Below are 14,457 nucleotides of genomic sequence, written 5' to 3'. Positions count from 1 at the left end.
AGGGATATTACGCGCAGCGGCTACTATCATTGCAGGTCCATCGTCCATGACCCATCCCGGCGAACAGCACTACCCACCGGGCGTCACATGGGACGCGCCGATTGCGCGTGGGTCGCTGCCGGGTCTGCTTGCCGACTCCGTTGCAAAACATGGTGACCGCACCGCCATCGAATTTCGGGATCAGCCGATCTCGTTCAATGATCTGCAGGCGCGCGTCGATATCATAGCTGCCGCGCTGATGCGCGCCGGCTATGGCAAGGGCTCCTCCATCGGCATCGTTCTCGGCAATACGCCGGATCATCCGGTGCATTTCTTCGGTGGCCTCAAGGCCGGCGCCCGCCTCGTGCATTTGTCGCCGCTCGATGGCGAGATCGCGCTGTCGCACAAGCTCAAGGATTCCGGCGCACGCGTGCTGGTGACGAGCAACCTCGCGGCGTTGCTGCCGATGGCACTGAAGTTTCTCGACAAAGGCCTGCTCGATCGCCTGATCGTCTGCGAGGATGACGACTGGGGCCCCGTCAACAATCCGCAGCTGCCGCTGCCGGAAAATCCCGCCATCGTCACTTTCCGCAATTTTACCGCAGGCGCCACGCCGCCGACGCAGTGGCCCGAGATTTCGGCCGATGATGTCGCATTGCTGCAATATACCGGCGGCACCACCGGCCTGCCCAAGGGCGCGATGCTGAGCCACGGCAATCTCACCTCGGCGGTCTCGATCTACAATATGTGGGGCGCGCCGGCACGCGCCGGGCGCAATAGGATCGAGCGCGTCATCTGTGTGCTGCCGCTGTTTCATATCTATGCACTGACCGTGATCCTGCTGAGCCGCATCAGCCTCGGAGACACCATCTCGCTGCACCAGCGCTTCGATGTCAGCCGCGTGCTCGACGATATCGAGAAAAAGAAAGCCACCGTATTTCCCGGCGTGCCCACCATGTGGATCGCCATCGCGGCCGATCCGTCGCTGGAGACCCGCGATCTGTCGTCGCTGGTGTCGGCGGCCTCTGGCGGCGCGCCGTTGCCCGATGAAGTGGCGCGTCTGTTCGAGCGCAAGACTGGCCTGTCGCTGAAGAGCGGCTGGGGCATGACCGAAACCTGCTCGCCCGGCACCAGCCATCCGCCCGGCGGTCTCGACAAGCCGGGCTCGATCGGCCTGATGCTGCCAGGGATCGAGATTGACGTGGTGTCACTCGATGACCCGACCAGGGTGCTCGGTGTCAACGAGACCGGCGAAATTCGCATCAAGGGGCCGAACGTCACCAAAGGCTACTGGAACCGCGCGCAGGAGAGTGCCGAGTCATTCGTCGGCGATCGCTTCCTCACCGGCGATATCGGCTACATGGATGAAGATGGATTCTTCTATCTGGTCGATCGCAAGAAGGACATGATCATCTCCGGCGGTTTCAACGTCTATCCGCAGATGATCGAGCAGGCGATTTACGAACATCCGTCGGTGCAGGAAGTGATCGTGATCGGCGTCGTCGATCAATATCGCGGTGAAGCGGCTAAGGCCTTTATCAGGCTGCGCAATGGCGCGGCGCCGTTCACCATCGACGAGCTGCGCGCGTTTCTCACCGGCAAGCTCGGCAAGCATGAACTACCGGCCGCCCTGGATTTCGTCGACGATTTGCCGCGCACTGCGGTCGGAAAACTCTCGCGTCACGCCTTGCGTGGCCTGCAACCCACGCCCATCATGAACCAAGAAACAACCTCGCAACAACAAACCGCCTCTGGAGGACCCCGCCCATGACCGAAGCCGTTATCGTTTCCACCGCCCGTACGCCGATCGGCAAGGCCTTTCGCGGCGCCCTCAATGCCACCGAAGGCGCGACGCTGCTCGGCCATGCCATCGAGCATGCCGTCAAGCGCGCCGGCATCGATCCCAAGGAAGTCGAAGATGTGGTGATGGGCGCAGCCCTGCAGCAGGGCGCGACCGGCGGCAACATCGCACGCAAGGCGCTGCTCCGCGCCGGCCTGCCGGTCACGGTTGGCGGCACCACTATCGATCGTCAGTGCGCTTCGGGCCTGCAGGCGATTGCGCTGGCCGCACGTTCGGTGATCTTCGACGGCGTCGAGATCGCGGTTGGCGGCGGCGGCGAGTCGATCTCGCTGGTGCAGAACGAGCACGCCAACAAGTTCCACACCGTCGATCCCGAACTGATGAAGATCAAGGGCGACGTCTATATGCCGATGCTTGACACCGCCGAGACGGTGGCCAAGCGCTACAACATCTCGCGCGAACGCCAGGACGAATATTCGCTGGAGAGCCAGCGCCGCACCGCGGCTGCGCAGCAGGGCGGCAAGTTCAACGACGAATTGGCGCCAATCGCGACCAGGATGGGCGTCGTCGACAAGGCGACCGGCGAAGTCTCGTTCAAGGACATCACGCTGTCCAAGGATGAAGGTCCGCGTCCGGAAACCACTGCCGAAGGCCTCGCCGGCCTGAAGGCTGTGCGCGGCGATGGCTTCACCATCACCGCCGGCAATGCCTCGCAGCTCTCGGACGGCGCCAGCGCCACCGTGATCATGAGCGACAAGCTCGCCGCACAGAAGGGCCTCAAGCCGCTCGGCATCTTCCGCGGCTTCGTCTCTGCCGGCTGCGAGCCGGATGAAATGGGCATCGGTCCGGTGTTCGCCGTGCCGCGTCTCTTGAAGCGTCATGGCCTCAAGATCGAGGACATCGATCTCTGGGAACTAAATGAAGCCTTCGCCGTGCAGGTTCTGTACTGCCGCGACAAGCTCGGCATCGATCCGGAAAAGCTCAACGTCAATGGCGGCGCGATCTCGGTCGGCCATCCCTATGGCATGTCGGGCGCACGTCTCGCCGGTCACGCACTGATCGAAGGCCGTCGCCGCAAGGCGAAGTATGCCGTTGTCACCATGTGCGTCGGTGGCGGCATGGGCTCCGCCGGCCTGCTCGAAATCGTTCAGTAATTACAAATCTGCTCACAAGGAGGATCCGATGGATCTGAGCTTCAGCAAAGAAGAAACAGCATTCCGCGACGAGGTGCGCACCTTTTTCCGCGAAAGCCTCGACCCGGCGGTGCGCAAGAAACTGCAGGAAGGTCACCACACCAGCAAAGACGACCTGGTGAACTGGCAGCGCACGCTCAACAAGAAGGGCTGGGCCGTCCCGCATTGGCCGCAGGAATATGGCGGCACCGGCTGGAGCGCCGCCAAGCAGTACATCTTCCTGGAAGAGCTGCAGAAGACCCCAGCGCCGCCGCCACTGCCGTTCGGCGTCAACATGGTCGGTCCGGTGATCTACACTTTCGGCAATGAGCAGCAGAAGAAGCACTTCCTGCCGCGCATTGCGAATATGGACGACTGGTGGTGCCAGGGCTTCTCGGAGCCGGGCTCGGGTTCGGACCTTGCCTCGCTGAAGACCACGGCGAAGAAGAAGGGCGATACCTATATCGTCAACGGCCAGAAGACCTGGACCACGCTCGCGCAACATGCCGACTGGATCTTCTGCCTTTGTCGCACCGACCCCGATGCGAAGAAACAGTCGGGTATCTCCTTCATCCTCATCGACATGAAGTCGAAGGGCATCACCGTCCGCCCGATCCAGACCATCGATGGCGGCGTCGAAGTCAACGAAGTGTTCTTCGATGAGGTCGTGGTGCCGGCCGAGAATCTGGTTGGTGAAGAGAACAAGGGCTGGGACTACGCGAAATTTCTGCTCGGCAACGAGCGCGTCAACATCGCGCGCGTCGGCATGTCGAAGGAGCGCATCCGCCGCATCAAGGAGCTGGCGTCCAGCGTGATGTCCGGTGACAAGCCGCTGATCGAGGATCCGCAGTTCCGCCAGAAGCTGGCTGCGACCGAGATCGAGCTGAAGGCGCTCGAACTGACGCAGATGCGCGTCGTCGCGGCCGAAGGCAAGCACGGCAAGGGCAAGCCGGATCCGGCCTCGTCGATCCTCAAGATCAAGGGTTCGGAAATCCAGCAGACGCTCACCGAGCTGCTGCTCGAAGTCACCGGGCCGTTCGCACTGCCGTTCATGCCGGAAGGCGAGGGGCAGAACGAAGAGGGCGACTGGGCCTCGCCGATCGCGCCGACCTATTTCAACTACCGCAAGGTGTCGATCTATGGCGGCTCCAACGAGATCCAGCGCAACATCATCGCGAAAGCGGTGCTGGGGCTGTGATGTCTTCCTTCTCCCCGCTTGCGGGGAGAAGGTGGTCCGATTGCGCGTAGCGCATTCGGACCGGATGAGGGGGAGCCTCCGCCGGCTCGGGGCCCGCGGATAGTCCCCCTCACCCGAAGGCTCCGCTTCGCTCGCCCTAACCTCTCCCCGCAAGCGGGGAGAGGTTAGGGAGCTTAAACACATTCACACGCGCGTTACGCGCGATCCGAGAGAGAAAGACCATGGATTTTGATTTGTCGGAGGAGCAACGCCTCCTCAAGGACAGCGTCGACGGCCTGCTGAAATCGTCCTACGAATTCGAGGCCCGCAAGAAGTATCGCGCCGAGAAGGGCGGCTGGAGCCGCGACGTCTGGGGCAAGTTTGCCGAACAGGGCCTGCTCGGTCTGCCGTTCTCGGAAGATGACGGTGGCTTCGGTGCCGGTCCGATCGAGACCATGATCGTGATGGAAGCGCTGGGCCGTAATCTCGTGGTCGAGCCCTATCTCGACACGGTGGTGCTCGGCGGCGGTTTCCTGCGCCGCGCCTCTGCGGAGCAGCGTGCTGCGCATCTGCCCGGGATCATCGACGGCTCCAAGACCATGGCTTTTGCACAGGTCGAGCGTGACTCACGCTATGACCTCGGGGACATCAAGACGTCGGCCAAGAAGAGCGGTTCGGGCTACACGTTGTCCGGCGAGAAGTTCGTCGTCGGTCACGGCGACACCGCCGATACGCTGATCGTCACCGCACGCACCGCCGGTGGCCAGCGCGATGCCAAGGGCGTCGGCGTGTTCCTGGTGCCGGCCAATGCCAAGGGCGTCGACATCAAGGGCTATGAGACGCAGGACGGCAGCCGCGCCGCCGATATCAAGCTGAACAATGTCGAGGTCGGCGCAGATGCTGCGATCGGCAATGCCGAGGATGGCTTGTCGATCGTCAATCAGGTCGTCGATGACGCCCGCATCGCACTGTGTGCCGAAGCGGTCGGCGCGATGGAAGAGGCACTGAAGATCTCCGTCGAGTACATCAAGGAGCGCAAGCAGTTCGGCGTCGCCATCGGCTCGTTCCAGGCGCTGCAGCACCGCGCGGCCGACATGTTCACCGCGCTGGAGACCGCGCGCAGCATGTCGTTCCTGGCCTCGATGGCGTCGAGCTTCACCGATCTCGACGAACGCACCAAGACGGTCGCCGCTGCCAAGGTGCAGATCGGCCGCTCCGCGCGCTTCGTCGGCCAGGGCGGCGTGCAGCTGCATGGCGGCGTCGGCGTGACCATGGAGTACAAGATCGGCCACTACTTCAAGCGGCTGACCATGATCGAGCAGCAGTTCGGCGATGCCGATTATCACCTCCGCCGCGTCGCGCAGGCGGGCGGGATCACGGAGTAACTCTGCTCTTAACCTCTCCCCGCTTGCGGGGAGAGGTCGGATTGCGAAGCAATCCGGGTGAGGGGGACTCTCCACGCGCTCATGAACTCGTGGAGAGTCCCCCGCATCCGACTCGAACGCGCTACGCGCATTCGAGCCACCTTCTCCCCGCATGCGGGGAGAACGAATGCGCCGTCGCTAAAATCAATCAACAACAAGGAGACCGCCCGTGAACAATCCATTCGATCTCACCGGCAAGGTCGCCGTCATCACCGGGTCCAGCCGCGGCATCGGCAAGGCCTCCGCGGAACTGCTGGCGCAACTCGGTGCCAAGGTTGTCGTCTCCAGCCGCAAGGCCGATGCCTGTCAGGCCGTGGTCGATGGCATCAAGGCCAATGGCGGCGATGCCCATGTCATTCCCTGCAACATCTCGCGCCGCGATGAAGTCGAAGCTTTGATCGACGGCACCGTGAAACACTACGGCCTGATCGATATTCTGGTCTGCAATGCCGCGGTGAATCCCTATTACGGCCCGCTGCTCGATATCGCAGACGAAGCCTTCGACAAGATCATGGGCTCCAACGTCAAGAGCAACATCTGGCTCTGTGCCAAGGCGATCCCGGCGATGGCCGAGCGCGGCAAGGGCTCCGTCGTCATCATCTCCTCCATCGGCGGCCTGCGCGGCTCCACGGTGATTGGCGCCTACGGCATCTCCAAGGCTGCCGACTTCTCCCTGTGTCGCAGCCTCGCCGGCGAATGGGGACCGAAGGGCGTGCGCGTCAATTGCATCGCGCCTGGGCTGGTGAAGACCGACTTCGCGAAAGCGCTGTGGGAAGACGAGGCCAATCTCAAGCGCCGCACCGCGACCACGCCGCTGCGCCGGATCGGCGAGCCCCACGAGATCGCCGGTGCCGTCGCCTATCTCGGCTCGGATTCCTCCACTTTCATGACCGGCCAGACCATCGTGATCGACGGCGGCGTGACAACCGCATCGGTGTGACGTCCTTACCCTCCCCTGAAGGGGGAGGGTCGATGAACGCGTAGCGTTCGTCGAGGTGGGGTGAAGCCACAGACGCTGTCCCCCGCAGCTTCACCCCACCCCGCCTCTCACCGCGCTGTGCGCGATGATCGCCGACCCTCCCCCTGGGAGGGTAAGAAATCCCGCGAAACAAACCTCCGGCGGTAGCCACTTGCCGCCTGCCTCAATCCTTTCCCGTTTTTTAACACTTAGGGCGCACGGATAGCCGCAGCTGGAGAGTTCCCGTGCGGCAGACGGATATCGCGATCATTGGTGGCGGCCTCGCCGGGTCGACGGCTGCGGCGATGCTCGGTCGCGCCGGTGTGTCTGCAATCCTGATCGAGCCGCATCAGGTCCATCCGCCCGAACTCCGCTGCGAGAAGATCAGCGGCGGCGTCCAGCTCGAGCGGCTCCGCAAGACGGGTCTCGTCGATGCGGTGCTCGGTGCCGCCACCCATGACGACGAGATCTGGATCGCGCGTTTCGGCCGCGTGATCGACAAGCGCCCCAGTCAGCAGCACGACTTTCTCTATGACACGCTGGTCAATACCGTGCGTGGCCAGATCCCGTCATCTGTCGAGACCATTCACGCCAAGGCGACGTCGATCGCCACATCGGATGACCGTCAGACCATCGGCCTGTCCAATGGCGAGGAGATTTCCGCGCGTCTCGTTGTGCTCGCCAACGGCGCCAGCGTCAGCCTGCGCAATCAGCTCAATATCGGCCGCCCGGTCATCTCGGCCAATCATTCGATCTCGGTGGGTTTCGATATCGCGCCCGTCGGCCGTGAACGTTTTGCCTTTCCGGCGCTCACTTATTTCGCGGAAACCACGGTTCATCGCACCGCCTATGTCACGCTGTTCCCGATCGGCGACACGATGCGCGGCAATCTGTTCGTCTATCGCGAGACCGACGATCCCTGGATTCGCCAGATGCGCCGGACGCCCGAGGCGGCGCTTGACGCCTGCCTGCCGAAACTGCGCGCGCTGATCGGCGACTACAAGATATCCGGCGATATCAGGATCCGCCCCATCGATCTCTATGAGAGCGACAATGTGGTCCAGCCTGGCGTCGTGCTGGTTGGCGATGCCTTTGCTTCGCCGTGCCCGGGCAGCGGCACCGGCACCGACAAGGTGTTCACCGATGTCGCGCAGCTCTGCAGCGTGCATATCCCGAACTGGCTCGCGACTTCAGGCATGGGCGCCGACAAGATCGCGCAATATTACGCCGATCCGTTGAAGCTGGAATGCGACGCCTGGGCCACCGGCAAGGCGTTCAAGCTGCGCTCAGTCACTGTCGAGAATTCGCTGTATTGGCGCGCGCAGCGCTGGGCGCGTTTCTTTGGCCGGCTCGGCGAGGGCATGGTGCGGCGGGCCCGCGAGACGCTGCCGCGCGAACTGGCGATGGTCGCGTCCGCTCTGGTCATGATGATCGACTCGGCGACCTGACCGCCGGCGCTGCCGCTTGACGCGCCCGCGCTAATCCGGTTGCCTGCGCCTCCCAACACAACGCGACCACAATCTTTCGGGAAGAAACGTCATGTCTTTCGTGATGGCCATCGATCAGGGCACCACATCCTCGCGCGCGATGATCTTTCGCGCCGACATCTCGATCGCGGCCAGTGCGCAGCAGGAATTCCCGCAGCATTTCCCGGCCTCCGGCTGGGTCGAGCATGAGCCCGAGGATATCTGGACCTCGACGTTGGCCGTTTGCCACGAGGCCATGACGAAGGCGGGCGTTACCGCGAAGGATATTGCCGCCATCGGCATCACCAATCAGCGCGAGACGGTGGTGGTGTGGGACCGCGTCACCGGCCAGGCTGTGCACCGTGCCATCGTCTGGCAGGACCGCCGTACCGCGGAGATCTGCGCGCAGATGAAAGCCGACGGCCATGAGCCGTTGATCACGCAAAAGACCGGCCTGATCATCGATCCGTATTTCTCCGGAACGAAAGTGGCGTGGATTCTCGATCATGTCCCCGGCGCGCGCGACCGCGCCGAGCGCGGCGAATTGCTGTTCGGCACTGTCGATTGCTATCTGCTGTGGCGGCTGACGGCGGGGAAGGTGCATGCCACCGACGCCACCAATGCCTCGCGCACGCAGCTCTTCAACATCCACACCGGCGAGTGGGATGACGAACTGCTGAAGCTGCTGCGTGTGCCCAAGGCGATGCTGCCCAGGGTGCAGGACTCTTCGTCGGATTTCGGCAGCACCGATCTGTTCGGTGGCACGATCATCATCGGCGGCATTGCCGGGGATCAGCAGGCTGCAACCATCGGGCAGGCCTGTTTCGCGCCGGGCATGATCAAGTCGACTTACGGCACCGGCTGTTTTGCGCTGCTCAACACCGGCACGACGCCGGTGCAATCGAAGAACAAGCTGCTCACCACGGTTGCCTATCAGCTCAACGGCGTGCGGACCTATGCGCTGGAAGGTTCGATCTTCGTTGCCGGCTCCGCCGTGCAGTGGCTGCGTGACGGGCTCGGCATCATCAAGAGCGCGGCCGAAAGCGGGCCGCTCGCTGATCAGAACGATTCTTCGCAATCGGTCTATCTGGTCCCGGCCTTTGTCGGCCTCGGTGCGCCTTACTGGAATCCCGATGTGCGCGGAGCGCTGTTCGGACTGACGCGCAACACCGGCCCGGCCGAACTCGCCCATGCCGCGCTGGAAAGCGTCTGCTATCAGACGAGGGATCTCTATGCGGCGATGCGTGCCGACTGGCCCGATGTCTCCGCTGCGACTGTCGTGCTGCGCGTCGATGGCGGCATGACCGCATCGGACTGGACCATGCAGCGTCTCGCGGATCTGCTGAATGCACCAGTCGATCGCCCGATGATCCAGGAAACCACCGCGCTGGGTGCTGCCTATCTCGCCGGTCTCACGGCCGGCGTATTTCCGGAGCCTGCCAAATTCGCCGACAACTGGCGGCTCGAACACCGCTTCAAGCCGGCCATGAGCGAAGCCACGCGGACACGAAAACTGAAGGGCTGGGCGCAGGCGGTGAAGGGTGTGCTGGCGAGCGATCCGGGGAAGGATTGAAAGCCTGCTCGCCAACAGAAAGAGCCGCCTGTGCGGGCGGCTCTTCATGATGTTCATGTCAGGTTGATCGCGCCTGCTGTTGGTCGTTAGAGCATGATCCCGAAAAGTAGATACCGGTTTTCGGATAAGATCATGCTCAAATAAAAGAAGAAGCTAGAATCTGATTCATCGAAGATGAATCAGATTTTAGCGCCAGCCGCGATGCCGTCCGCGCGACCAGCCATAATGATGGCCGCGTCCGCGGCCCCAGCCGTAATGATGTCCACGCCCGCCGCGGTGCATGCCGTGATGTCCGCCGCCATGGCCACGAATCTGGATGATGTCGCTGGCGGTGCTCGCAGGTGCAAGCCCACCGACCGGCATGGCGTTCGCTGGAAGCATCAGGCCCAGACCCAGGAGCGCCGCGGCTGCCGTCGCGATCATGGTACGTTTCATTTCAACCCTCCAAACGCAAATATTGCGCATACGACAAGCTGCGGCCTTCCTGATCGTTCCGTCGCCACGGGATTGAAACGATAACTTTGCCGGGAGCGGAATTCGTCGCGGCGGTGGTAGAGAGAAAATAATCCCTCGCGCCCTATTGACGAAAATCCTATATAGGTCTATATGCCTTCTATCCCGTTCGCGAGGGGCGCTTCTAGAGGCGTCTTGAAGTGGACAGGGATGCGGCGCCTGCGGGTGTGGGGTGACGTACCCCGCGCACTCGGGAGGTCTTGGGTCACCGTCCGGCCCCACTACGGGGGTCTGCCACTCATGCTGGCTGGACGTGGCATTGGTGAACGGCGGGAAACCGTCGGGATCAGCGGAGTGCGGAGCTCTGCGCCTTTGCCCGGAAGAACGGTCCCGGGGACAGAAATCGCCGCGGTGGCGCGCCGTGAGGCGTTGCGCGGTTGCAGCTTGCCGGCGTTCCGGTGGAGCGGATCGCGATAAAACCACCCTTTGCGCCTCACGGCGCGCCGCCACCCCTCATCGTTTGAGGGGGACTGCTCATACCTCGGACGCGCAAGCGCCGCGAGAATGCGAGAGCTTGGCTGTTTGACAAGCACATCCTGCGACTTGCAAAGCGCTACTTCGCTCCGACCTTCTTGCCGCGATACATCAAATGCACCGCGCAGTTACATCCCGGCGGATGGGTCGCGAGTTCGTCATTGGCAGGCGCGGGTACGGCGACCGGCGCAGGCTCGGCACCCGGAATGTAGTTCAGCACCGGCGCCAGCCAACGTTCCACCTCGGCCACGCTCATGTTCTTGCGCGCGGCATATTCCTCGACCTGATCGCGCTCGATCTTGCCGACGCCGAAATAATAGCTCTCGGGATGGCTGAAATAGAGCCCGGACACCGACGAGCCCGGCCACATGGCGTAGCTTTCGGTGAGTGTTACGCCCGCAGTGTTCTCCGCATCGAGCAATTTGAAGATCGTCGCCTTCTCGGTGTGATCGGGCTGTGCGGGATAGCCGGGAGCAGGGCGGATGCCCTGATACTTCTCCAGGATCAGGTCGTCGGTCGAGATGTTCTCGTCCGGCGTATAGGCCCAGAACTCCTTGCGCACGCGCTCATGCATGCGTTCTGCAAAGGCTTCGGCGAGACGGTCGGCCAGTGCCTTGCACAAGATTGACGAGTAGTCGTCATTGGCGTTCTTGAAGCGATCGGCGATAATATCCTCGCCGATGCCCGCGGTGACGACGAAGCCGCCGATATAATCCGGCACATTCGAGGTCTTCGGCGCGATGAAGTCGGAAAGCGCGGCGTTGAAGCGACCCTCGCGCTTTTCGAGCTGCTGGCGCAACGTGTAGAGCGTCGCGATCTCGGTTGTGCGGGTGTCATCGGCATAGAGGCGGATGTCGTCGCCCACGGCGTTGGCCGGCCAGAAGCCGATGGTTGCCTTCGCCGTGAACCACTTCTCCTCGACGATCTGCTTGAGCATCTTCTGCGCATCGGCATAGAGCGACGTCGCGACTTCGCCGACCACGCTGTCGGTGAGGATGCCGGGGAAACGGCCGGACAGTTCCCAGGTCTGGAAGAACGGCGTCCAGTCGATATAGGCAGCAAGCTCTTCGAGCGAATAATCGCTGAAAGTCCGGATGCCCAGGAAGGTCGGCTTGCGCACCGTCTTGCTGAAGTCCGCGACATGCGCGTTGGCGCGCGCTGCGATCAGCGAGAGCCGCTTCTTGTCCTGCTGAGCGCGGAAATGCGCGGCAGAAATCTTCGCATAATCGGCGCGCACCTCGGCCGCATAGGCGACGCTCTTCTCCGGCGACAGCAGCGACGATGCAACACCCACGGCGCGGCTGGCATCGTTGACATGCACCACAGCGCCGGCGCGGTAGTTCGGATCGATCTTCACCGCGGTATGCACACGGCTGGTCGTCGCGCCGCCGATCAGCAGCGGCATCTTCAAACCCTGCCGTTCCATCTCGCCGGCCAAAAATGTCATCTCGTCGAGCGACGGCGTGATCAGGCCGGACAGGCCGATGATGTCGGCGCCTTCGGCCTTGGCGGTGTCGATGATCTTGGAGGCCGGCACCATGACGCCGAGATCGATGACCTCGAAATTGTTGCACTGGAGCACGATGCCGACAATGTTCTTGCCGATGTCGTGGACATCGCCCTTCACAGTGGCGAGCACAATCTTGCCGGCATTCTTGCGGCCATCGCCGGTGATACCTGCAGCGAGATTGTCGGCCTTCTCCTGCTCCATGAACGGCATCAGGTAAGCCACCGCCTGCTTCATCACGCGGGCCGACTTCACCACCTGCGGCAGGAACATCTTTCCGTCGCCAAAGAGATCGCCGACGATATTCATGCCGGCCATCAGCGGGCCCTCGATGACATGCAGCGGGCGCGCCACGGTCAGGCGCGCAGCTTCGGTGTCCTCGTCGATATATTGGGTGATGCCGTGCACCAGCGCGTGGCTCAGCCGCTTCTCCACCGGCCATTCGCGCCAGGACAGATCCTGTTCCTTCGCCTGCTTGGTCTGGCCGCGGAATTTCTCGGCCAGTTCGAGCAGCCGTTCGGAGGCGCCGGGATCGCGGTTGAGGATGACGTCTTCGCAGACCTGGCGCAGCTCGGGATCGATGTCGTCATAGACGATCATCTGGCCGGCATTGACGATGCCCATGTCCATGCCCGCCTTGATGGCATGATACAGGAACACTGAGTGCATCGCTTCGCGCACCGGCTCGTTGCCGCGGAACGAGAAGGACAAGTTGGAGACGCCGCCGGAAATATGCGCATGCGGCAGGTTCTGGCGGATCCAGCGCGTCGCCTCGATGAAGTCGACGCCGTAATTGTTGTGCTCTTCGAGGCCGGTCGCGATGGCGAAAATGTTCGGATCGAAGATGATGTCTTCCGGCGGGAAGTTCAGCTCTTTGACCAGAATGTCGTAAGCGCGTTTGCAGATCTCGGTCTTGCGCGCGAACGTATCGGCCTGGCCGACTTCGTCGAAGGCCATCACGACCACGGCGGCGCCATGGCGCTGCGCGATCTTGGCCTCATGGATGAATTTCTCCACGCCTTCCTTCATCGAGATCGAATTGACGATCGGCTTGCCCTGAACGCATTTCAGGCCGGCTTCGATGACGTTGAATTTCGACGAGTCGACCATCACCGGGACGCGGGCGATATCCGGCTCGGAGGCGACGAGATGGAGGAACTCGACCATCGCCGCCTCGGAATCCAGCAGGCCTTCGTCCATATTGACGTCGATGACCTGCGCGCCGTTCTCGACCTGGTCGCGCGCCACTTGCAGCGCGGCGGTGTAGTCGCCGGTGGTGATCAGCTTGCGGAATTTAGCCGAGCCGGTGACGTTGGTGCGCTCGCCGACATTGACGAAGGGAATCGCCGAGGTCAGTTCGAACGGCTCCAGACCTGACAGGCGCAGGAGCGGTGCGATCTCCGGTACAACGCGCGGCTTGTGCGGCGCGACGGCCTTGGCGATGGCCGCGATATGATCCGGCGTGGTGCCGCAGCAACCGCCGACCACATTGACGAGGCCGCTGGCAGCGAACTCGCCGATCAGCCCCGCCATGAATTCCGGGCTCTCGTCATACTGGCCGAATTCGTTGGGCAGGCCGGCATTCGGATAGGCGCAGACGAGGGTATCGGCGACGCGGCCGATATCGGCGATATGCGCGCGCAGGTCTTCGGCGCCGAGCGCGCAGTTGAAGCCGATGGTCGCGGGCCTGGCGTGCTTCACCGAATTCCAGAACGCTTCGGGCATCTGGCCGGACAGCAGGCGTCCGGACTTGTCGGTGATGGTGCCGGAGATCATCACGGGCACGTCGATGCCGCGCGCCTCGCAGATTTCGGCAATGGCATAGAGCGCCGCCTTGGCGTTCAGCGTGTCGAAGATGGTCTCGACCAGCAGGAGGTCGGCGCCGCCGTCAAGCAAACCGTTGATCTGCTCGCTATAGGCGATGCGCAGATCGTCGAAGGTCACCGCGCGATAGCCGGGATTGGCGACATCCGGCGAGATCGAGGCGGTGCGGTTGGTCGGGCCGATGGCGCCGGCGACGAAGCGCGGCTTGCCGTCCTCGGCAGCGACGGTGATCGCGGCGTTCTTGGCGAGGCGCGCGCCTTCGCGGCTCATCTCATAGGCGATGTCCTGCAGGTCGTAATCGGCCTGCGCGATCGAGGTCGAGGAGAAGGTGTTGGTGGCGACGATGTCGGCACCGGCGCGCAGATATTGCGCGTGGATGTCCTCGATGGCGTCGGCCTGCGTCAGGATCAACAGGTCGTTGTTGCCGCGGAGGTCGCGGTGGAAATTCTTGTAGCGCTCACCGCGGAATGCGGCCTCGTCGAATTGCAGGCCCTGGATCATGGTGCCCATGGCACCGTCGAGCACGAGAATGCGCTCGGCAGCGGCGGCAAGCAGTTCGGTACGCTTCGGCGAAACGGGTACGGACATG

At 62.9% G+C, this 14,457-nt stretch carries 9 protein-coding genes; 7 read left to right on the top strand and 2 right to left on the bottom strand.

Translation table 11 applies throughout. The annotated features are described in order from the left end of the window. Positions 1–46: 46 nt before the first annotated feature. From pimA to glpK, 7 genes are all read left to right on the top strand, one after another. A complete protein-coding gene (gene pimA, locus AB7951_RS21300; RefSeq protein ID WP_439062413.1) occupies positions 47–1,750 on the top strand; it encodes a dicarboxylate--CoA ligase PimA in 1,704 nt (567 codons plus the stop codon). Continuing rightward, complete coding sequence (locus AB7951_RS21295) at positions 1,747–2,934, top strand: acetyl-CoA C-acyltransferase (protein ID WP_089261588.1); 1,188 nt, start codon at positions 1,747–1,749, stop codon at positions 2,932–2,934. The genes pimA and AB7951_RS21295 overlap by 4 nt, the downstream gene beginning before the upstream one ends. Before the next feature lie 28 nt (positions 2,935–2,962). Then, the gene (gene pimC, locus AB7951_RS21290; RefSeq protein WP_089261586.1) at positions 2,963–4,150 is read left to right on the top strand and encodes a pimeloyl-CoA dehydrogenase large subunit; all 1,188 of its coding nucleotides are present in this window, start codon (positions 2,963–2,965) and stop codon (positions 4,148–4,150) included. Between the two features lie 221 nt (positions 4,151–4,371). Beyond that, positions 4,372–5,514, top strand: a complete 1,143-nt coding sequence (pimD, locus tag AB7951_RS21285) for a pimeloyl-CoA dehydrogenase small subunit (protein WP_089261584.1) — start codon at positions 4,372–4,374, stop codon at positions 5,512–5,514. Between the two features lie 208 nt (positions 5,515–5,722). Then, positions 5,723–6,493 carry an SDR family NAD(P)-dependent oxidoreductase gene (locus AB7951_RS21280; RefSeq protein WP_439062414.1) on the top strand — a complete coding sequence of 257 codons (771 nt, stop codon included), beginning with the start codon at positions 5,723–5,725 and terminating at the stop codon, positions 6,491–6,493. A gap of 263 nt (positions 6,494–6,756) precedes the next feature. After that, a complete protein-coding gene (locus AB7951_RS21275; RefSeq protein ID WP_441256041.1) occupies positions 6,757–7,959 on the top strand; it encodes an FAD-dependent monooxygenase in 1,203 nt (400 codons plus the stop codon). A 91-nt stretch (positions 7,960–8,050) separates the two neighbouring features. Then, positions 8,051–9,550 carry a glycerol kinase GlpK gene (gene glpK / locus AB7951_RS21270; protein ID WP_175365663.1) on the top strand — a complete coding sequence of 500 codons (1,500 nt, stop codon included), beginning with the start codon at positions 8,051–8,053 and terminating at the stop codon, positions 9,548–9,550. A 186-nt stretch (positions 9,551–9,736) separates the two neighbouring features. Here glpK and AB7951_RS21265 read toward each other — a convergent pair whose 3' ends face one another. Together AB7951_RS21265 and metH are read right to left on the bottom strand one after the other, a co-directional pair. After that, entirely contained in the window at positions 9,737–9,985 is a 249-nt protein-coding gene (locus AB7951_RS21265; RefSeq protein ID WP_089261574.1) for a hypothetical protein, read from the bottom strand. Between the two features lie 631 nt (positions 9,986–10,616). After that, complete coding sequence (gene metH, locus AB7951_RS21260) at positions 10,617–14,456, bottom strand: methionine synthase (RefSeq protein WP_439062415.1); 3,840 nt, start codon at positions 14,454–14,456, stop codon at positions 10,617–10,619. Position 14,457: the final 1 nt, after the last annotated feature.

The sequence above is a fragment of the Tardiphaga sp. 285_C5_N1_2 genome (assembly GCF_052076065.1).
Taxonomy (GTDB): Bacteria; Pseudomonadota; Alphaproteobacteria; order Rhizobiales; family Xanthobacteraceae; genus Tardiphaga; species Tardiphaga robiniae.
This window is presented reverse-complemented; position numbering and strand designations above follow the sequence as displayed.

Excerpts from the sequence above, each read along its gene's own strand:
- pimA (WP_439062413.1), top strand. The coding sequence starts at position 47 with ATGACCCATCCCGGCGAACAGCACTACCCACCGGGCGTCACATGGGAC.
- AB7951_RS21295 (WP_089261588.1), top strand. The coding sequence starts at position 1,747 with ATGACCGAAGCCGTTATCGTTTCCACCGCCCGTACGCCGATCGGCAAG.
- pimC (WP_089261586.1), top strand. The coding sequence starts at position 2,963 with ATGGATCTGAGCTTCAGCAAAGAAGAAACAGCATTCCGCGACGAGGTG.
- pimD (WP_089261584.1), top strand. The coding sequence starts at position 4,372 with ATGGATTTTGATTTGTCGGAGGAGCAACGCCTCCTCAAGGACAGCGTC.
- glpK (WP_175365663.1), top strand. The coding sequence starts at position 8,051 with ATGTCTTTCGTGATGGCCATCGATCAGGGCACCACATCCTCGCGCGCG.
- AB7951_RS21265 (WP_089261574.1), bottom strand. The coding sequence starts at position 9,985 with ATGAAACGTACCATGATCGCGACGGCAGCCGCGGCGCTCCTGGGTCTG.
- metH (WP_439062415.1), bottom strand. The coding sequence starts at position 14,456 with ATGTCCGTACCCGTTTCGCCGAAGCGTACCGAACTGCTTGCCGCCGCT.